The organism is Mixta theicola, assembly GCF_002895925.1.
Lineage (GTDB): Bacteria > Pseudomonadota > Gammaproteobacteria > Enterobacterales > Enterobacteriaceae > Mixta > Mixta theicola.
In genome coordinates this window covers 33,449-53,044 of sequence record NZ_NWUO01000013.1, presented here as the reverse complement: position 1 = coordinate 53,044, position 19,596 = coordinate 33,449, and the positions used below count along the sequence as shown (strand labels likewise).

The window sequence follows — 19,596 nt, the reverse complement described above, 5'->3', positions numbered from 1 at the left end:
TGCCTGAAAGAAAATAAATATTATTAGCGGCGAAAGCAAGGCTGATGAGGAAGCGGCCGTTAGTTATCAGTAGGTATGGCTGGGTTTTCAATAACATGGAATTTAATACAGGTAATGACTGGGAATATTTATGATTGCTATAATCAGATTGATTTTGATTGGGGGGTTTATATTGTTGAGCACCATAGTGGTGCTGCTTGTCTGTCTTTTCAGGCCGCGTAATACCAGTAATGCTTACTTCGCAGCCCAGCTTTACAGTAAGGTTTCTCGATTATTAGGAGTTAAAGTCACCATTACAGGCAAGGAAAATATATTAGCAGATAGTTGTGTTTATGTCGCAAATCATCAAAGTAACTTTGATATTTTTTTCCTTACCGCAGCCGTACCGCCAGGAACCGTAAGTATTGGCAAAAAAAGCATTCTCTATTTCCCTTTCTTTGGGCTTATTTATTGGCTATCTGGCAATATCCTTATTGAACGCGGTAATAAGGCCAGGGCTATGCAGGCGCTGCAAAAAGCTAAAGAACAAATGTTGAAAAATAATACCTCTGTCTGGTTATTTCCTGAAGGGACACGTAACTATGGCAAAGAATTAAAACCGTTTAAAACAGGCGCTTTCCATCTGGCACGTAACGCTGGCTTGCCTTTGGTTCCGGTTAGTGCCAGTACTTACTATCCTGACTACAAACTTAACAGAATTAACAATGGTGAAGTTATCATAAACTTTTTACCTCCGGTGCCAAAAGAAATGGTCGAGACACAGCCGGTCCGGGAAACTGTCAGCTTTGTTTATAATCAGTTAAGTACGGCAATAGCCGTGTTAGATAAACAAATTAGATTGTCGGCTGGCGATGACGTAAATTAACTAAATCATTAATAGCTATCTTTTAGATTAGAATATCGTAAGGTGGAAAACCTCATCATAAAATCAAATGATGCACCAGTTGATTACTAATGCAAGTATGTTGTTAGCGGCCTTGGATGTTACAGGTAAACGTATTTTAGTTACGATTTTACTTTGCCGGGTAAGAGAAGGGGCGCTATACCTATACAGATAACACTGTATAGCGCCCGTACTTTTTTATTTTATTATCGTTAACGTGTTACGCTCGCTGCCGCGAGGGGGAAATATGTTAGCAGCATGGCAACAGGCTAAAGTACTCTGGCGATTAATATCTAATTAAATAAAGTCAACAGAACGATAATTATAACGGATGAAATGTAACAAACGTAAGCTGCTATCCACATGGAAGAGAAAATATTCATCCAGCCTGCTATTTTTATATTTTTTCCTTAAAGAAATTATAGGCTGAATTAGCTGGGGTGAGAAAAAATATTCTTTCCTCGCCATTTAGTCTGATAAAAAAACGAATCATTGGATAGGCGCCAAAAAAACCGACTAAATGATAAAAATAATAAGGCGCTGGTAATTAATATTCCTCCAGATATAAAGGGAGTAAATTATTGTATTCATTTTTTGAATCCAAAGATAATAAAGCTTGTAAAAATAAGCGCGCTGCCGAAAAGACAAGTAAATAATACGAAGCCGGCAATTACTTGTTTAATTTCCATAAAATTCAAACGCTTTATCTATTATTAACTCACCAATCTTGCTTCCTGCATAACCTCCGGTAACCGATCCTACAACTGCACAAGCTACGCTACCAAATCCAGCTGTAGCTATTCCTACCGCAGCACAAGCACCTACCATAGCTGCACTGCTATACGCTCCGGCAGTGAAAGCGCCTCCAGTACTGACAGCAAACTTAGAATATTCCTTAAACGCCACTTTCCCACACTCATGCTCCCTGCCAATAGTACAGGCATTATCTACATATCTGCCCTGGTTTCAGCCAGGGTGTATCGGCATTGTTCTGCATAAACAGACGGGCAGCGGGAGAATGGCAGTCGCGGAACAGCATTGTGGCCTGAAAATCCAGCGTGCCGGGCTGTTCGACGACACAGTAGCCGGGGGCAATATGGCGTGACATAAACTTTCCCTGTTATTTAAGCTTCCGGTTAAAAAGGCTAATGTTTTTATTTTTTCATAACGTTACAGTGGCGGGCAACTGCCGGAACAGTAGCGGGAGTCAGGCAGCCAGCCCTTATTGCAATGTTTAAAAAATGATTTGAACTTTGGCCGCCAGGTTTTTGTTGCCAGCCGTTTCGAGAGCATAAACGATATCCCGCTGCGGGAATTCTGCCGACAAGAGGGGAAGAGGGTTGACCTGGCCATTTTCCAGCCAGCGAACTGCAGTCTCAAACTCGTTAATGAAGCGGAAAGAGCCCGTCAGTTCAATTTCTTTTACCAGCAGCAGACCTAATGGAAATTCTACATGTGTTGCCCCCATTCCCAGCTGAATTATGCGCCCTTTTGGACGCGTGAAACCAACCAGCGAGGCAATTGCTGCCGGCGCGCCTGATGCTTCAAAACAAATATCAAAATACCCTCCATTTTCCTGCCATTGCCCGGTTGTCGTTGTAACTATCGGGTCAACGGTGAGTGAAGCCCCCATTTGAGATGCAAGAGTTCTGCAACGTTCGCTTATATCCGTCGCAACGATTTCAGCAGCGCCTGAAGCCAGTGCTGCGGCAACCACCAGGCACCCAATTGGACCTGCACCGGTCACCAGTACTTTTTTACCGGTCAGGTCACCCGCCTGATTGATGGCATGAATGGCTACCGCCAGAGGTTCGGCAAAAGCGATGGTTTTTGCCTCAGCCTCACTGGAATAAGGTATACATTGATGAGGATTTACCGCGACAAAGTCAGCAAATCCCCCGTTAACGTGCGGGAAAAACTGTGCGCTACCCATGAATCGCATATTACGACACAGATTTTGCTTCTCTTCCCGACACAGCTCACAGTGATTGCAGGGCTGAGATGGATTAATCGCCACGCATTGCCCGATTTTTAGCGGGCTTCCTGACGGTGCTTCCATTATCCGGCCAACGAATTCATGACCGATAATCATGGGCTGTTTTAACACCGACATACCGGCACGCCCGTGCTGATAATAGTGAATGTCGGAGCCGCAGATCCCGCCGCGCTCAACCTTCACCAGCACCCGATCGTCGTCATACTCCAGGCTCCTGGGTTCGTTATAAACATGGTGTGCGGCGCTAATGACACTGGCGGTAATTTGTTTTGTCTTTTTCATCAATAACTCCCGGACTTAATGAAAAGACTCGGAGATTTCTTTCTGACCCATCTCCTGATTCGATTTGGAACGAGGAAGCGTAATAACTTCTATTTTATCTACCAGGAAAAGGTAAGCCAGAAAACCAAACAGCGCCACGGCGGCGATATACCACATCGCATACTGGAAATTGTCGGTTTTTTGCAGAATAACGCCAATAACGATTGGACTGATAATACCTGAGAGATTGCCGAAGATGTTGAGCATTCCCCCAATGGTGCCGATCAAATGGCGGGGAATAACATCGCTGCATACCACCCAGCCCAGATTAGAAAAGGCATTGGCGAAGAAAGCGATGGAAAGTATGGCAATGGCGATAGTCGGACTGTGCTGGAAGAAATTCACCAGCGCAATCGACGTAGTAACCAGTAACCCCGACATAACCGGTAATTTACGGGCGAAAGTTCTTGAATGTCCTTTCTTGAGTAACATATCGCTCAGCATGCCACCGCAGAGCACGCCTGCCATCGCCATAAGATACGGGAACATGGCCCCGATACCCGCTTTGGCAATTGACAGACCCAGACCTTTTTCCAGATAAACAATAAACCACGTAAGGAAAAAGTAGAGGGTGGAAGACGCGGCAAATTGTGCAATAAACAAGCCCCAGACGGTACGTTGTTTGAGGATATGTCGCACATCCGCCCAGTTGACCGTGGTGCTGTTTCCCTGCTGACTGGCTGAGCCGTAGCCGCCGCCTTCACGTATATAGCGCAGCTCGGCTTCGTTAGTCCTTTTACTGTGTTGCGGATCGCGGTAAACGATAAGCCAGTAAATACCAAATACAATGCCCGCCGCGCCGGAAATGTAGAATGACATTTCCCAGCCCCAGGTGGCGACAATAAAGGAGAGAGCGGGCGTCAATAGCGCCAGACCAATGTACTGGGCGCTGGCATAAAATGCGGTCGCGCGGGCACGTTCATGATCGGGAAACCAGTTGGCAATAATTTTTGTGTTTGACGGGAAAGAGGGCGCCTCAGCGATACCTATCAGCGCACGGCAAACCAGCAGCATCATAAATGAGGCGGTTACGGTGGTGAACATATGATGCGAAGCGAACCCCATGATAAAGGTGAATACGCTCCAGAGTACAATCGCGCTGCCGTAAAGCACCCGCGAACCCACCCGATCCAGAATGTAACCAACCGGAACCTGGCTCAGGGCATAAGCCCAGGTAAACATCGAAAACAGCAGACCCAGCTGAGTAGGAGAAAGTTCGAATTGTCCCTGAATATGAGAACCGGCAACGGATAAGTTAGCGCGATCCATATAGTTAATCGCGGTGACGATAAAGAGCATCACCAGAATTAACATTCGTGAGCGCGTAGGCTTCATTGTTGTCATAATACTACCCTCTGATTTATCAGAATATAAAGAGGAGAGGCCGCTCTCTTTGTATGCTACTGGCGACCTGAATGTATTGCTAAAGAGTGGCGAGCCACCCGCCATCAACATAGATAATCTGACCGTTGACATAGTTTGATGCCTGAGAGGAGAGGTAAACGGCAGTGCCGATCAACTCTTCCGGCGCTCCCCAGCGCCCTGAGGGCGTGCTGTTGCGTACCCACCGATCGAATTCGGCATTTTCGACCAGCGCCTGGTTCATATCGGTCAGGATATAGCCGGGACCAATGGCGTTCGACTGGATGTTGTACTGCGCCCATTCCGCCGCCATGGATTTTGTCAGCAACTTGATGCCGCCTTTGGCTGCGGTATAAGGGGCGACGGTAGCGCGTGCGGCCTGGCTGGTAAGCGAACCAATATTGATTATTTTGCCGCCGCTCTGACGGCTAACCATGCGGCGAGCCGCCGCACGGGCAACCAGAAAAGCGCTGGTCAGGTTTATATCCAGAACGTGCTGCCAGTCGCTCAGTTCCAGTTCAAGCATAGGTTTACGAAACTGGATACCGGCGTTGTTGATCACGATATCAACCTGTACGTTTTCTGCATCAAGCTGAGTAAAGAGGGCTTCTACCGCAGCTTCATCGGCAACGTTTAACAGAAACCCTCGCGCGTTAACTCCCTGATTTTGAAGTTTTTCAAGGGCGTTTTTAAGATGTATTTCCTGCGTCCCATTAATAATTACCGAAGCTCCCGCCGCAGCCAGGCCCTGAGCGTAAGCAAATCCCAGCCCGCGCGTAGAGCCAGTAATCAAAGCCGTTTTTCCGTGAAGAGAAAAAAGGGAGGACATAAATAGGCTCCTGGAATATCGATGTAAGATGACTAACAAGTTGTGTTTTAAAGATCTACTTGAGGAAGCTGAAAGGAGCAATGGGGAGATAAAAAAAATGCTGGACAGTTCACAGATTGGCGATGGGATTATTTGAAACTTAAATAAAAATAGTTGAAAAATAAGGTAATATTTCTCTTTTGGTGATTTGCTTCACATTATGAGAAATTAACCAGGGAAGTCTTGCAGTCCGGGAGTTAGCAATGGTACAACTTGTAGGACAGGTTGCCGTGAGCTACGCGGATATTTTAACTGTAGCTGAATAATCCGCGCTGAAAACGCTATGATAGGGTTGGATCTGTTGATGAATGAGGAATCCCGTGACTCTGGAAAGCGTACAAAAGCATAATGTGGTAAATGTTATTTACCAACAGATGAAAAAGAATATTCAGGACGGCGTCTGGGGGCCGGGCGGTAAACTTCCCTCGGAAGCGGAGCTGGTAGCGACATTTAACGTCAGCAGAGTCAGCGTACGTAGCGCTGTACAGAAATTGCGCGATCTTGGCGTGGTGGTGACTCATCAGGGCAAGGGAACATATGTTACCCGGGATGTGGCAAGATTTGGGGAGTTCAGCGATAACCAACCCATCTTGCATCTTTCGCAGGAAGAGTTTGAGGATATGCGCGTCTTCCGCGAGACCGTGGAATTTCGTTGTATGACTTTGGCCGTTGAGAAAGCAACTGACGAGGACATCTCTCGTTTAGAGCAGGCTCTGAGCCGCATGCTGGTTACAAAAGACGATTATAAAAAATATTCTCAGGCTGATTATGATTTCCATCTGGCGATTGTCAAAGCCTCTCACAATAAAGTCTTTATCCATGTTATGGAATCGCTGAAAAACATCTATATCCACTATCTTCAGGAGCTGAACCGCGTTCTCGGCATTACTCTGGAGAGCGTTGAGGCGCATATCAAAGTTTATATGGCGATCAAAAATCGCGATGCGGCAACTGCCAGTGAGACGCTTAATAAAGCCATGGCCCATAATGTTGACGTAATCGAAGAATCCAGACTGCTGGATAAGTAATTCATAAAGCCTCCGCTGCGAGGCTTTTTAATCATTCCTACTTGTAGGACATCATACATGATGATGAACCCGGAGGACCCGATGGAAACCCTGAAAATTACGAACGTTAAAACGATCCTTACTGCCCCTGGCGGAATTGATCTGGTGGTGGTGAAAGTTGAAACTAACCAGCCGGGTCTTTATGGTCTGGGCTGTGCAACCTTTACCCAGCGGATTTTTGCCGTTGAGGCGGCGATAGAAAATTACATGAAGCCTTTACTGCTGGGTAAAGATCCGCTGCGAACCGAGGACATCTGGCAATCGGCGGCGGTCAGTGGTTACTGGCGCAATGGTCCGGTTATGAATAATGCTTTATCTGGTGTGGATATGGCGCTGTGGGACATTAAAGGGAAGGTCGCCGGACTGCCGGTTTATCAGCTGCTGGGTGGAAAGTGTCGGGATGGTATTGCACTGTACAGGCACTGTGATGGGGCTGACGAAGTTGAAGTTGAAGACAACATTCGTGCCCGTATGGAGGAAGGATATCAGTATGTGCGTTGCCAGATGGGTATGTATGGCGGAGCAGGTACCGAGGATCTGAAACTGATCGCCGGGAAACTGGCGAAAGCACGTAATATTCAGCCTAAGGTTTCACCACGGACAAAGACACCGGGTATTTATTTTGATCCGGATGCGTACGCCCGAGCGGTACCCCGATTATTTGAGCACTTACGTAATAAGCTGGGCTTTGGTGTTGAATTTATCCATGACGTTCATGAAAGAATTACCCCGGTCGCTGCTGTACAGATGGCGAAAAACCTGGAACCTTATCAGCTCTTCTTCCTTGAAGATCCAGTTGCGCCGGAGAATATCGACTGGCTGAAAATGCTACGTCAGCAGTCAGCTACGCCGGTGGCAATGGGGGAACTCTTTGTCAATATTAACGAATGGAAGCCGCTGATTGATAACAAACTGATTGATTATATCCGTTGTCATGTCAGCACTATCGGCGGTATCACACCGGCGAAAAAACTGGCCACTTACAGCGAGCTTAACGGTGTCAGAACGGCCTGGCATGGTCCCGGTGATATTTCGCCGGTGGGCGTCTGCGCCAATATGCACCTTGATATGAGCTCGCCAAATTTGGGTATCCAGGAATACACGCCGATGAACGATGCGCTGTATGAGGTGTTCCCAGGCTGTCCTGAAATTGATCAAGGCTATGCCTATATCAATGACAAACCAGGCTTGGGGATTGATATAGATGAACAGTTGGCGACTAAATACCCCTGCGAAGGCGGCATCCCTTCATGGACTATGGCCCGCACCCCGGATGGTACGGCATCACGACCATAACATCCGCAGGGGATAGCTATGTGTCTAAACCGGAAACTACGTAGTTTCTGGTTTTTAATAAATCTCCGTTTAGTTCCCTGCATTTTTTGAGGGCTTTGGGATCTACCTGCCACCATCCGATTACTGTTCTGGTTGTTGGGCAAATGCTTCGATGCAATTGCCCATATGCCATTAAAATCCACCAGTGGTGTAATTTTTCTACATAAAAATAATACTTCGAGCCTTAGCCCAGGTGGGTGGCAAAAAATGGCAGGACTTTATCCAGGGCTGCGCGAACCGTCTCCGACTTGTCATACAGATCGTAGTGTGAGAAGTCCGGCAGCGAAACCAGTTGGCGATTTTTTGACGCGGTGGCCCGGCCATAGATTTCCATGCCGTCCCGATAAGCGCCAAAGGCGCCTGTTTTCTCGCCAGTTACCACTATCACCGGCTGAGTGAGAAAAATTTCCGCCAACGAGAAGGCATCCCATGCCAGGGTTTTTTGCGCGTGCGAGAACAGCATGCGGGTCGCGCCGACGGGTTGCCGGCCGCGCGGCGTCTTGTAATAGTCGGTGGCTTCAAAGACGTCGCGCTCGGTCAAGCCGTTCTCTTACGCGACCTCTGGGCTCGGCGGCAGCAGCTCATTCACCTGCAATTCGTTCCCCTGCGCCTCGGCGGTACGCTGGGCGACCATAGCGTTTAGCGCACCGATGGGATCGTACTGGCTGAAACCTTCACGGAACAGACGGCCCACGTTGACGCCGGTAATACTGGCCACCGCTTTGATCCGTTTTTCCGTCAGCGTCGCATTGATGGCATAGCCACCGCCGCCGCAAATAACCAGTACGCCAATGCGATCCGCATCGATATAAGGCAGCGTAACGGCGTAGTCGATAACCCTGCTGACGTCCTCAACGCGCTGGGTTGGGTCTTCAATCCAGCGCGGCGCGCCGCCCGATTCTCCCTGAAAGCTGGCGTCATAGGCGATGACGACATAGCCCGCCTCCGCTCAGCCCGGATATTCCGATGGCAATTGTCGGCTCGCCGGATTATTTCAACAAACAGCCCGTTCCGGATTCTCCGGCCCAGCTGGTCGAGCACAGAGCAATAAATCTCTATCTTCCTACCTCGGCAACGGCGAATCGCTGGCGCTTAATTCGCGATGGTCGTGAGGTGAGAGCCCGGATGGAAGGGCAGCTGTTGTTAAATTCCATCGATCTGATTTTTGACGCGGCCATTAATGGTCATGGTCTTGCTTATCTTCCTTTCGACCAGGTGCAGGATGCGTTAACGGCAAAAAAATTAATCCGGGTGCTTAATAAATTTACGCCTGACCTGCCGGGATACCATCTCTATTATCCTCATCGTCGCCATGCCGGCTCTGCTTTTTCTTTAGTGATTGACAGATTACGATTAAATGCAGAATCCATGAGAATAACGTAATGTTTGCGCCATGCAGCCTATCGAACGGCTGCTTCGGGTTAATTCTGGTCGTCAACACGTAGAGTGAGTGTCAGCTTGCGACTGCACATGGGCGAGCAACGATCGGCATACTTACAGTAAAGGTAGTCCCTCGTACTTCAACACCATCAACAATGACACTCCCTCCGTGAATTTCTGCAACAATTTGAACAAAGAGTAGTCCAGGTCGCAGGACCGTGTACCCACCGAACAACCTATTTACTTACCTGCTGGCATCGACATCTGCTGGGCGGACTTTAGGTGCTGCTCAACGACCGGCGTATGCGCGTCGGCCAGGGCCTTCACATCCGGATCCTTGATCTTCCTGGAGTCACTCTGCAGCGTCGACAGCACCATCTTGTGGTCTTTGGTGCCAGCGTTTTCCATATACATTTTGTCAAATGCGTCGCCGCTCTGCTTTTCCAGCTTGGCGGCCATGGTCTTGTGCTTGGCATCCGGCTCAGTCGGCAGTGCCACGCCCTTTTGCTGGGCGACCGTCTGTACTTTGGTCAAGGCACCGCCATGGTCTTCGACCATCTGCTGAGCGAATGTTTTGACTTCGCTGCTTTGGGCCTTGCTCAGCGCGATCTTGGCGGCGGCGATTTCATTGATATCGGCCTGCGCCATGTCCTTCAACGCTTTTTCGTCGCCGGAGCTGAGCCTGGCGCTCGATCCGGTCTGGCCTGCGGCGCCATTCTGCGCGGCGCTCGTCGGCGTCTGGGCTTGCACGCCGACAGTGCTGAACATAACTGCTACTGCCGATACGGCTAGCAGCCCTTTCAAGGTTTTACTCTTTTGCATTTTGTTCTCCTGATAGTCATGGGTAAGGTTGGTGTCAGGTAATTAACCGTGCGCAGCCTCGTATGTAAATTACAACTGCAATGGCCAGTATAGTAGATCAACGATTTGAGACAGCGGGTTAAGTTATGGTCCTCAACGGAGGACGGCAGGAAATGACGGAAGCAAAGAAGCGGAAATTGCACAGCGCGGCGTTCAAGGCGAAGGTCGGATTGGAGGCATCCCGCTCACGAACGTGCGCAACTGATCCGGTGGATACGAGAAGCCATGAGCGCCGGCGCACGTCTGCTCTCCGCCTGTCGGGAAGTAGGTTAAGCCTCAGTACCTGGCGGCGCTGGAATGGGCGGGCTGAAGAGCGTCGCCCCACAGCGATCTGTCCTCATCCATTGAGTCTATTGTGAAATTGCTCTTGCCACTATCACCAGTAATAGCGGCAAGCTCTGCTGACAATTTTTCAATCAAATAATGTGATTCTGAAGAAAGGGGATCTGATTTCTCTACTGTTATCAAGGGAGTACCCTTAGTAAATGTATCAGTCAGGATAGAAGATGTTGATGATAAATACAGCATCTTCGAATGGTGACAGGGAATTGCTATAGCGGCATAGCCTGATATGCCATTATGCCCGCTTTTCGCTCTTAGCGGACTGTTAGGTTTAATCAAACCTTACTATTGAACTGTTTCAGGTTGAATCTGGCAGGTTCTCTACAGCACCAGACAAAAGCTGTTCTACTTTCATTTGTTCAGGCCTCAAGCTTGTTCATGAATCATGAACAAGTTAATGTTATGAACAAATTGGAGGAGAAGTAACGCAAATTCTCAAAGAGATACAAGGCAGAGAGGTTACTCTCTGAGCCATCATCCCTGTGGCGTTTTCCACTTCAACAGCCGCTCAACTGCTGAATCTCCCGACATGAACTGACGAGCCAGCTGCAGGCGTTCTAAAAGCGGTGTTTTCTGCTGATTGCTCTGAGCTGACGATTAAAAGCGACTGAATACAAAAAGCCCGCTTAAGTTTCCTTAAGCGGGCTTCTCTAAATTTGGCTCCTCTGACTGGACTCGAACCAGTGACATACGGATTAACAGTCCGCCGTTCTACCGACTGAACTACAGAGGAATCGTGTGAACGGGGCGCATATTACTGATTTTCAGGCACGTGTCAAAACCCTTTTTTCATCTTCCCGTTCCGTTTGTGGAAAGCTTAAGCAATCTGTGGCAATTATCAGCGTTCAACGCGATCGATTGTTGATTTTGCCAGCAGATGTGCTGACTGTTATCGGGATGATTTTTTATTAAATGCGAAGTTGTAATAAAGCGTTAAACCGCACCGGAAAGATTTTGCATAATCGCTGGCCATTGCTCATCATCATTATTCTCACCTTTACTAAGTCATCGGGTCGACCTTGCAAACTTTACTCGTCAAACTGCGACGCGCTATTGAAGGCACGGCGTGGTATCCCAAACGGCGTTCCTATCGGGTGCTGTTCTGGCGTGAAATCACGCCGCTGGCGGTGCCCATTTTTATCGAAAACCTCTGCGTACTGCTGATGGGGGTGCTAAGCACCTTCCTCGTCAGCTGGCTGGGCAAAGAGGCGATGGCAGGCGTTGGGCTGGCCGACAGCTTCAATATGGTGGTGATCTCCTTTTTTGCAGCGGTCGATCTGGGGACTACGGTGGTGGTGGCGTTCAGCCTCGGCAAGCGTGACGGGGAACGCGCCCGCGCGGCAACGCGGCAGTCGCTGGCGCTGATGACGGCGATGTCTCTGGTGCTGGTGGGCGTTATTGAATTCTACGGTCATCTGATTATTGACGGCATTGCGGGCAGCGCGTCGCCGCAGGTAAAAGAGCTGGCGCTTAGCTATCTGCAAACCTCCGCCTGGAGCTATCCGGCGGCGGCTATCGCCCTGATCGGCAGCGGTGCGCTGCGCGGGGCGGGCAATACCAAAATCCCGATGCTGATTAACGGCGGCATGAACATTCTTAATATTGTGATCAGCAGCGTGCTGATTTATGGCTGTTTCTCCTGGGAAGGGCTGGGATTTATCGGGGCCGGGCTGGGGCTGACCATCTCGCGCTATATCGGCGCGATTGGGGTGATCGTGGTGCTGATGGTGGGCTTTAACCCGGCATTGCGTATTCCGCTGCGCAGCTATTTCAGCCGCTGGAACAGCAAAATCCTGATGGAAGTGTTGGGCATTGGCGTACCGGCCAGCATTGAATCCGTGCTGTTTAACGGCGGCAAGCTGCTGACGCAGGTATTTGTCGCCGGGATGGGCACCAGCGAAATCGCCGGTAATTTTATCGCCTTTTCTATCGCTTCGCTGATTAACCTGCCGGGCAACGCGCTGGGATCCGCATCGACCATTATTGTGGGAACGCGGCTGGGTAAAAATCAAATTGGCCAGGCAACGCGTCAGCTGAAGCATATTTTCTGGCTGGCAACCTTTGGCCTGTGCGTGCTGGCTTTTCTTTCTGTGCCTTTTGCCGGGCTGCTGGCGCGTTTTTATACCCGCGAGGCGGACGTTATTGAGGTGGTGAAACAACTGGTATGGCTGAACGCCGCCTGTATGCCGATTTGGGCCGCCTCCTGGGTGTTGCCGGCCGGGCTGAAAGGCGCACGCGATGCGCGTTACACCATGTATGTTTCCATGCTCAGTATGTGGGGGGCGCGCGTCGTCGCCGGCTATCTGTTGGGGATCGTGCTGGGAATGGGCGTGGTGGGCGTCTGGCTGGGTATGTTCCTTGACTGGCTGGTGCGCGGCATCTTCTTCTGGCGACGGTTAATCAGCGGTAAATGGCTGCGTAAGTACCGGCCCGTATCCAACAAAGTTTAAACCGCACCTTACTCAGTTGAATTTCAACCTTTGGGGTGCGGTTTACAGGCGGCTATTTGAGGTTACAGCGATGATAACGCGTGGCGTTGGTGCTGCCAGCGCGCTTCAACTTTTTCCGGTTCGTGCAGCTTAAAAGTAACCCCGGTAGCCACATCGGCATAGTCGGATCGATGTAGCTGGATATTGCCAATATCGATCTCGAAGACCGCCAGATTCAGGTCGGTTTCATTTTCCGCAATCTGAATGGCGCGGCCACGCATCTCAATAATGCCCCGGTCGTAAGCCATGGCGACGGACAGGCGGCCATCGCGCCGCAGGTTTTCAGTGGTATGGGAATGCGGCCACAGGGCAACGCGCAATGTCTGACGATCAACAGCAAAAACTTCGCCCAGGCTAAGCTGAGCGGCATGCGGCCAGCCATCGGCATCAACGGTAGAGAGACGAACAGCCTCGTTCACCGCTTGCGGCTTTATATCGCCGCGTAGCCGACTAAATACCGCTTCGGGTAATTCCACAATCGGTTCAGGACGGGTGTAAACCTCGCTTTCACTTTCCATGATGCCTCCGTAAGGGTTTTGCAACGTAACCCCCAGTATAGACGGTCACGGCGGGCGTGATTGATACCTGAGTTTGCGCAAGGGGAAATGATAAATGCTTATCCTTGCCGACGACGCCGTTATCCGCACCGTAGTCTTTCCCGGTACAAAATGCTTGCTGGCCTGAAAAAAACGCCTGATGAATCAGGATAGCTGCCCTTCATACAACAAGACCCTGGAAATGCTCGGTTCTGTCGGGCGGAATTGATAAAGGTGCTGCGGGCAGCATCAGCCATTATGTGAACCAGACGATTGCAACGTGCGAAATAGCCGGATAAAAAGGGACTGGCGTTAATCCGTTGGTGCGTATTAACAGGGAGGTAAATAAGATGGCGGTACCGGGATCAAAAGCTGAATTAATTAAAGCGATCAATAGTAATTTCGCGTTGCTGAATAAAAAGCTGGAGGCTATTGCGCCAGCGCTTGCCTTTGAGCCGCTTATGGAAGGGCATGCCAAAGGGAGCACGATGAGCGTGGCGCAGCTGGTCTCCTGGCTGATTGGCTGGGGCGAATTGGTGTTGCACTGGCATAACCAAGAGGCGAAAGGGGAAACCATCGTGTTTCCTGCAGAGGGCTATAAATGGAATGAGCTGGGACAGCTGGCGCAGAAATTCTACCGTGACTATGAAGACATCAACAATTATGAAACCTTGTTGGCGCGGTTAAGGGAGAACAAACAGCGGCTCTTGATGCTGACTGAGCAATTTAGCAACGATGAACTTTACGGTACGCCCTGGTATGGCAAATGGACGCGAGGACGAATGATTCAATTTAATACCGCCTCGCCCTATAGAAATGCCGCAGGACGATTAAACAAATTGAAAAAACAAACTGCTGCGTAAGATGCTGGCGTTTTCTGACAAACTGTAGGGTGTTTTTAGTAAGCGTTGACAGTTGTAAAGAGAGGATAGCCCGTTGATAAAATGCAAAAAACCAGACGCCCGTAGACATCTGGTTTCTTTAAAATGGCTCCTCTGACTGGACTCGAACCAGTGACATACGGATTAACAGTCCGCCGTTCTACCGACTGAACTACAGAGGAATCGGTTAAGTGGCGCGAATATTACCGTTAGCTTGCCGGGCTGTCAACAGCAAAAAAAGTATTAGTATTCAGTTGGCTAGCTTTGCAACAATTCTTACAGCGACACAGCGGTTTATCCGGTGATCACCACAGGCTGCAGACGCGCCAGCGGGTCCTGCCGATAAAAATGTGTCATACGCTGATAAAAGGCAGGAAAACGCTGCGCCAGTAGCTCAGGCGCGCTAAAAAAATATTCCGACAGCACGGCAAAGCATTCAGCCGGATCGGAAGCGGCATACGCATCAATAGTGGCGGCACTTTCGCCAACCAGGTCGATCTCTTCCTGAATAGCCTCCATCGCCGCATGCAGATCCTGCTCCCAGCTGGCAACCTCACGTAGCGGAATTGGCGGTACGCCGTTGGTATAACCGCTGCCGCGAGCGTCCAGCTTATGCGCGACTTCGTGAATAATCAGATTAAATCCGCTCAGATCAAATGAGTCCTGAATATCAAGCCAGTTCAGGATAATCGGTCCCTGCTGCCAGCTTTGTCCCGACTGCACGCTGCGATCGCTGTGAACCAGACCATCTTCATCCTGCCAGTGATCGTCGGCAACGAATGGCGCTGGATAGATTAACGCTTCGTGAAAACCATCCAGCCACTCCAGCCCCAGCTTTAATACCGGCAGGCAAAAGAGCAGGGCGATGCGCGCGCTGTATAACGCATCCAGACGTAGATCGGCCAGCGGGACGAGCCGCTTCTGGTGTAAAAAGCGTTGCGCCAGCTGGATCAGCGCTTGTTCCTCATCAGGATGCAGCGAAGCAAAGATCGGCACCGCCAGCGCCTGTTCCCAGGGAAGAGGTGCCGGAGTGACCTTTTCTTTCCATGGCCATTTGATCATCGCAATACTCACTCTGCGCAACGTTATTCACGGCGTACCATGCCGCAGCATGAGATTTCACGCAACTGCTGAACGCGCTAAAGCGGCGCATCGTCACAGCCTGACTGCTCAGGCGCGGCGAAATTCAATCACCCAAACCCAGGGATTGACCTCCCAGCTGGTGCCGCCGTACTGTTTTTCCCAGGCTTTACGGTAAGCTTCTTTCGGCGCGATAGATTCGCTGTTCATAGTAAAAAAGTGATTTAAAAAGTGCGAATCGGTTTGCACGCCTTCCGCCATCACGTCGTCATCGCTGATATTCTGGATGCGCTCGGCACGCACGTTGGTAATCAGCAAATCAATACGGCTGGCCCAGCGGGGCATATGAATGCCGGTCTGCCAGCCAAAGGTTTCGCTTTCCTGGTCGTGCTGCAGGCCCAGCTCCCGGCTGTCGGCGCGATACTGGCAATAGGTTGCCTGACGAAAGCTGCCCGGCGATCGTTCATAAGCTTCCAGCTGTTCCGCTGGCACGATCGGGCCGCGCCACGTTTCACGAACCCACAGCCGATCGCCCGGCTGGCCGTAAGGACATTGATAACCCAGGTTAGCCATGCTCATCATTTTTTTGCCGTGCAAATAGTTGCCTGTTACATCAACCACGTAGCAGCCTTCATGATTGTCCTGCCCTGGACCAAAAGGCTGAGACTTCATAATCCGCCGGGTTTGAGTTTGCTGGCCAGCCAACAGAGCGCGTACCCTTTGTTCAGAGAACAGAATTGGCCTTTCTTTCATGTCTACCTCGTTTTTCTTCTTTTCTTAACTTCCCGTTAATAGCTGCCTGAAACAGACAATAGGATAAATCCTAACATTACTCATGATAAAAGGGGCGATCATTTCAATATTTATTCATGAGAACATCTTATGAAACAAGCAAGTTTATTACCCAACGTGCGCCCGTTCGGAACTCGTCTGAAACTATTACCGCTCACGTTGAAAAATATTCGCCTCTTATGGAGATCTTGGATATTTTTACAGCACTTTATCTGCCCATAAAGCAACAGGCGTCTTTTTCAGTGAATAAATTTGGCTTAAGTCATTGCCGCTTTAATATGGCACAAGCTGGTCGGACATGCAGTAGGCTTGTTGTCTGATTTATTATTCAATCATTAATAATTATTATATTTAAAGATTTATCTTCGTCGAGCGAAACGTGAGCTCTGTTGCAATTATGTTGTTATCTTGTAATGAGCGGACTATAAATTGATGTAGATCCCATTTTTAAAGGATGGCTTACACGAGTTACAACGGCGGCTTGCATCATCAGGCTGTCATATAAAAGCGGTATATCCGCAAAAGGAGCAGGTCACTCCTGTCCGGCATAATGTCCTGCCATTTTGCACGTCTGCTAATAATAAAAAGGAGAAGATGATGTCTTTGACTCTCTGGCAATCCCGTTTTGAAAACTGGCTGCATACCAGCTGGCCGCAGGACGATAAAGCCCATGATATTGCTCATCTGCGGCGCGTCTGGCAGAGCGCACAGCGCATTATGCAGGGTACTGACGCCGATCCGCTGGTGGTTATGACCGCCTGCTATTTTCATGATGTGGTCAATTTGCCGAAAAACCATCCGCAGCGGCATCTGGCATCCAGCAAGGCGGCAGTAGAAACCCGCCGAATTTTAAACGAAGCGTTCCCTGACTTTCCCGTTGAGCTACACGACGCCGTAGCGCATGCGGTACAGGCGCACAGCTTTAGTGCAGACATTACGCCGGAAACGCTGGAAGCGCGTATCGTTCAGGATGCGGATCGGCTGGAAACGCTGGGCGCGATTGGGCTGGCGCGGGTGTTCTATACCTCCGGCGTGTTAGGCCGGGCGCTGTTTGACAGTGAAGATCCGTTAGGACGCGATCGCCAGCTCGATGACACCAGCTGGACGCTGGATCATTTTCAAAAGAAACTGCTGCGTTTGCCCGATACGATGCAAACCGCAGAAGGTAAGCGTCTGGCCCGGCACAATGTCGCTTTTCTGGTCACCTATATGGCCAAGCTGTGCGCAGAGCTGCAGGGGGACCTGGTTTCGTTGGATGAATCGGTGCTGCGCGATTTTACGCCTGCGCTGGGTGAATATTAAATTTTTGTGACAGTCTGTTAAATTTCCTGCCGTTAAGCTACGTTGACCCAAACAATCAGGAGAAATGGTATGACTGACACGGTTAGCTTAACGATTAAAATTGATCCGAACTTAAAGGAAGCATTAAAAACGCTGGCGCTGGAAAATCAGCTGTCGCTGAGCCAGGAAGTTAGCCAGCGTTTACAGGCCAGCTTAACTACCCAGCCGCATCCGGTAGTGGATAACCAGCATACCCAGGAAACAGAAGACCAGGAAGAAGATGAGGCGCTACAGCTAACCAGCAGCGAGTTGAAACAAATCCGCACGCTGCTGAAAAAAAGTAAAAAGAAGAAATAGCTACAGGCTGAACTGGCGCACGCTTTGAGAAAGGCGCTGCGCCTGTTGGATCAGAATTTGAGAGGCGCTGGCGCTTTGCTGTGACAGCGCCTCATTTTGTTCTACCTGCTGCGCCATTCTTGAAATCTCCGCTGCAATCTTACCTACGCGTTCGCTTTGCGCCGTCGCGTTCTGTTCCAGCTCCGCCAGCAGTACCACGACCCCGGACACCTCTTTACGAATCTGATCGTAGAGCGCTTCCAGCGCCTGCACGCGCTCAGAGCCGGTTGAAATATGCTGATGCGTATGTTGAATCCGCCGATCGATTTCGCGCGTTGAATGACTGCTCTGACTGGACAGCTGGCCAATCTCTTTGGCTACGATGGAAAAACCGCGGCCATAGACGCCCGCATGGGCTGACTCAATGGCGGCGTTAAGCGCCAGCATGCGTGTCTGAAGCGATAATCCTTCCAGCAGGCTGACGATGCCTGAAATCTCACCTGAGGCCAGTACAATATCACGCATGTGCGTATCTACCTGGCTGACCACTTCGCCGCAGCGCTGCGTCAGCGTATCGGTATGTTGCACCTGGCGGGTGGCGTGCTGGGTAAAGCGGCTGCTGCTTTCTACCTCTTCCGCCATACGTGACAGACGGGCAGAAATATGGGCGAAAGCGCTGTTCTGCTGGTGGCTGCTGTGATTCAGCATATCGCTGTGCTGTACAATTCCTTCAGCGCTGTGCATAACCGCATCGGCAATCCCGTTGATTTCGCTGACGATATGCTGCAAGCCCTGCTGCATTTGCCGCATGGCCTGCCACAGACGCTGCATCTCCTGCGACTGCCGCCCGGATTTTGATAAAGGCTGCGTCAGATTGCCTGTCGCAATATGCTTTAGCGCAATAGTGGCCTGAGTCAGCGGTTGCAGAACGCCGCGCAGCAGCAGTCCTCCGGCAATCACCAGCATCGCCAGCAGCAGCAGAGAGAAGAACAGCAGCAGATCGCGGCTTTCGGTTAGCGAATGCAGCGTGGCCTGATTGGTTGCGCTGGCCTGCCGATCGGACTGGGCTAAGGTGGCGTGCCACGCTTCGTTAAACTGCTGTTGAAAAGCCTCCATCGGTACCATAAAAAAACCGTCAATACTGTTGTCGCTCAGGCTTTTTAACTGTTCCTGCAGCCCGCCCACCAGCTGATTAAAACTTTGCGCCAGCGCACTGTTAGCCGGGGCGCCATAACGGGTAAAGGCGGTCTGCGCCTGGGTTAGCGCGTCTGCGGCGCTGGCGGCCAGCGGCTTCCAGCTATCCACCGAGCCGCTCTCTTTATCCTGCATAAACCAAATTCCGGCGCGATGGCTGTTATCGCTGGCGGTCAGCAGCGCAACGCGGGCATTTTCCAGTAGCGCCTGTCGTTGATGCAGCAGCTGCGCGGTTTCGACCGTGGTATGGGTATGACTGACGGAGCGGGTCAATATCAGCACGCTGGCGCACTGCAGCAGGCAAAACAGCGCCAGAAAAAGCCAGAAAATAGTGCTGAGTCTGAATAAAAATTGCGGCAGGCGAAAACGCAGAGGGCGCAACAGGCGCGGCGGAAGCTCCGAGAGTAGTGACATAATCCTTTCCATAAAAATAAAAAGGAGTATTGGCGCGGCTGATGTCAGTTTTGTGACAGCGACAGCGGCTGATGCAGTTTCGGTAGTTCTGCTGGTATTAAGACAAATCCGCGGTGAATAGGGCTGCGTTAGCTTTCACCAATGCCGTTAACGGCGGTTAAAAAGCAGCTGCGCTAAT

Annotated in this window: 16 protein-coding genes, 2 tRNA genes and 4 pseudogenes; 9 read left to right on the top strand and 13 right to left on the bottom strand. The window is 50.3% G+C overall.

The features are described 5' to 3' along the window. Window positions 1-130: 130 nt before the first annotated feature. On the top strand, window positions 131-865 hold the full coding sequence (locus COO59_RS16215; RefSeq protein WP_103060795.1) for a lysophospholipid acyltransferase family protein: 735 nt from the start codon (window positions 131-133) through the stop codon (window positions 863-865). Window positions 866-1,561: 696 nt separating this feature from the next. Here the strand turns inward: COO59_RS16215 and COO59_RS16210 are convergent. The 4 genes and pseudogenes from COO59_RS16210 to COO59_RS16195 all read right to left on the bottom strand — a co-directional run bounded on the left by COO59_RS16210 (window position 1,562) and on the right by COO59_RS16195 (window position 5,391). Beyond that, a pseudogene (locus COO59_RS16210) lies at window positions 1,562-1,991 on the bottom strand (hypothetical protein). 126 nt (window positions 1,992-2,117) lie between these two features. Further along, complete coding sequence (gene idnD, locus COO59_RS16205) at window positions 2,118-3,161, bottom strand: L-idonate 5-dehydrogenase (protein WP_103060794.1); 1,044 nt, start codon at window positions 3,159-3,161, stop codon at window positions 2,118-2,120. A 15-nt stretch (window positions 3,162-3,176) separates the two neighbouring features. Beyond that, a complete protein-coding gene (locus COO59_RS16200; RefSeq protein WP_103060793.1) occupies window positions 3,177-4,535 on the bottom strand; it encodes an MFS transporter in 1,359 nt (452 codons plus the stop codon). Window positions 4,536-4,623: 88 nt separating this feature from the next. Further along, the gene (locus COO59_RS16195; RefSeq protein WP_103060792.1) at window positions 4,624-5,391 is read right to left on the bottom strand and encodes an SDR family oxidoreductase; all 768 of its coding nucleotides are present in this window, start codon (window positions 5,389-5,391) and stop codon (window positions 4,624-4,626) included. Between the two features lie 359 nt (window positions 5,392-5,750). Here COO59_RS16195 and COO59_RS16190 point away from each other — a divergent pair, with 359 nt between their 5' ends. Both COO59_RS16190 and COO59_RS16185 read left to right on the top strand, forming a co-directional pair. After that, window positions 5,751-6,458, top strand: coding sequence for a FadR/GntR family transcriptional regulator (locus COO59_RS16190; RefSeq protein WP_103060791.1), 708 nt, complete (start codon window positions 5,751-5,753; stop codon window positions 6,456-6,458). A gap of 81 nt (window positions 6,459-6,539) precedes the next feature. Next, window positions 6,540-7,793, top strand: coding sequence for an enolase C-terminal domain-like protein (locus COO59_RS16185; RefSeq protein WP_103060790.1), 1,254 nt, complete (start codon window positions 6,540-6,542; stop codon window positions 7,791-7,793). A gap of 223 nt (window positions 7,794-8,016) precedes the next feature. On the opposite strand, the pseudogene COO59_RS16180 reads toward COO59_RS16185, so the two are convergent. Then, window positions 8,017-8,781 (bottom strand): annotated as a pseudogene (locus COO59_RS16180) (alpha/beta hydrolase); the annotation flags it as partial. Here COO59_RS16180 and COO59_RS16175 point away from each other — a divergent pair. Continuing rightward, a pseudogene (locus tag COO59_RS16175) lies at window positions 8,781-9,215 on the top strand (LysR substrate-binding domain-containing protein); the annotation flags it as partial. The pseudogenes COO59_RS16180 and COO59_RS16175 sit on opposite strands and share 1 nt — an antisense overlap. Window positions 9,216-9,452: 237 nt before the next feature. Here the strand turns inward: COO59_RS16175 and COO59_RS16170 are convergent. The 3 genes and pseudogenes from COO59_RS16170 to COO59_RS16160 all read right to left on the bottom strand — a co-directional run bounded on the left by COO59_RS16170 (window position 9,453) and on the right by COO59_RS16160 (window position 11,148). Beyond that, on the bottom strand, window positions 9,453-10,034 hold the full coding sequence (locus tag COO59_RS16170; protein WP_103060788.1) for a DUF4142 domain-containing protein: 582 nt from the start codon (window positions 10,032-10,034) through the stop codon (window positions 9,453-9,455). 360 nt (window positions 10,035-10,394) lie between these two features. Further along, window positions 10,395-10,541: pseudogene (locus tag COO59_RS21305) on the bottom strand (GNAT family N-acetyltransferase); the annotation flags it as partial. A 531-nt stretch (window positions 10,542-11,072) separates the two neighbouring features. After that, a tRNA-Asn gene (locus COO59_RS16160) sits at window positions 11,073-11,148 on the bottom strand. A gap of 5 nt (window positions 11,149-11,153) precedes the next feature. On the opposite strand from COO59_RS16160, the gene COO59_RS20965 reads away from it, so the two are divergent. Beyond that, the gene (locus tag COO59_RS20965) at window positions 11,154-11,327 is read left to right on the top strand and encodes a hypothetical protein (protein WP_165786533.1); all 174 of its coding nucleotides are present in this window, start codon (window positions 11,154-11,156) and stop codon (window positions 11,325-11,327) included. Between the two features lie 107 nt (window positions 11,328-11,434). Beyond that, a complete protein-coding gene (locus tag COO59_RS16155; protein WP_103060787.1) occupies window positions 11,435-12,865 on the top strand; it encodes an EmmdR/YeeO family multidrug/toxin efflux MATE transporter in 1,431 nt (476 codons plus the stop codon). Between the two features lie 62 nt (window positions 12,866-12,927). Here the strand turns inward: COO59_RS16155 and COO59_RS16150 are convergent, their stop codons facing one another. Continuing rightward, window positions 12,928-13,422: a pyridoxamine 5'-phosphate oxidase family protein gene (locus COO59_RS16150; RefSeq protein ID WP_103060786.1), complete on the bottom strand. Its 495-nt coding sequence runs from the start codon at window positions 13,420-13,422 to the stop codon at window positions 12,928-12,930. A 368-nt stretch (window positions 13,423-13,790) separates the two neighbouring features. Between COO59_RS16150 and clbS the strand changes: the two genes are divergently transcribed. Next, window positions 13,791-14,303 carry a colibactin self-protection protein ClbS gene (gene clbS / locus COO59_RS16145; protein WP_103060785.1) on the top strand — a complete coding sequence of 171 codons (513 nt, stop codon included), beginning with the start codon at window positions 13,791-13,793 and terminating at the stop codon, window positions 14,301-14,303. A 124-nt stretch (window positions 14,304-14,427) separates the two neighbouring features. Here the strand turns inward: clbS and COO59_RS16140 are convergent. From COO59_RS16140 to COO59_RS16130, 3 genes are all read right to left on the bottom strand, one after another. After that, window positions 14,428-14,503 (bottom strand) — tRNA-Asn (locus COO59_RS16140). A 112-nt stretch (window positions 14,504-14,615) separates the two neighbouring features. Continuing rightward, window positions 14,616-15,383: a DgsA anti-repressor MtfA gene (gene mtfA, locus COO59_RS16135; RefSeq protein WP_103060784.1), complete on the bottom strand. Its 768-nt coding sequence runs from the start codon at window positions 15,381-15,383 to the stop codon at window positions 14,616-14,618. A 108-nt stretch (window positions 15,384-15,491) separates the two neighbouring features. Continuing rightward, the gene (locus COO59_RS16130; RefSeq protein ID WP_103060783.1) at window positions 15,492-16,154 is read right to left on the bottom strand and encodes an ASCH domain-containing protein; all 663 of its coding nucleotides are present in this window, start codon (window positions 16,152-16,154) and stop codon (window positions 15,492-15,494) included. Between the two features lie 636 nt (window positions 16,155-16,790). On the opposite strand from COO59_RS16130, the gene COO59_RS16125 reads away from it, so the two are divergent. Together COO59_RS16125 and COO59_RS16120 are read left to right on the top strand one after the other, a co-directional pair. Continuing rightward, window positions 16,791-17,495, top strand: coding sequence for a phosphohydrolase (locus COO59_RS16125; RefSeq protein ID WP_103060782.1), 705 nt, complete (start codon window positions 16,791-16,793; stop codon window positions 17,493-17,495). A 69-nt stretch (window positions 17,496-17,564) separates the two neighbouring features. After that, window positions 17,565-17,831, top strand: coding sequence for a hypothetical protein (locus tag COO59_RS16120; protein WP_103060781.1), 267 nt, complete (start codon window positions 17,565-17,567; stop codon window positions 17,829-17,831). On the opposite strand, the gene COO59_RS16115 is transcribed toward COO59_RS16120, so the two are convergent. Then, complete coding sequence (locus COO59_RS16115) at window positions 17,832-19,418, bottom strand: methyl-accepting chemotaxis protein (RefSeq protein WP_103060780.1); 1,587 nt, start codon at window positions 19,416-19,418, stop codon at window positions 17,832-17,834. Window positions 19,419-19,596: the final 178 nt, after the last annotated feature.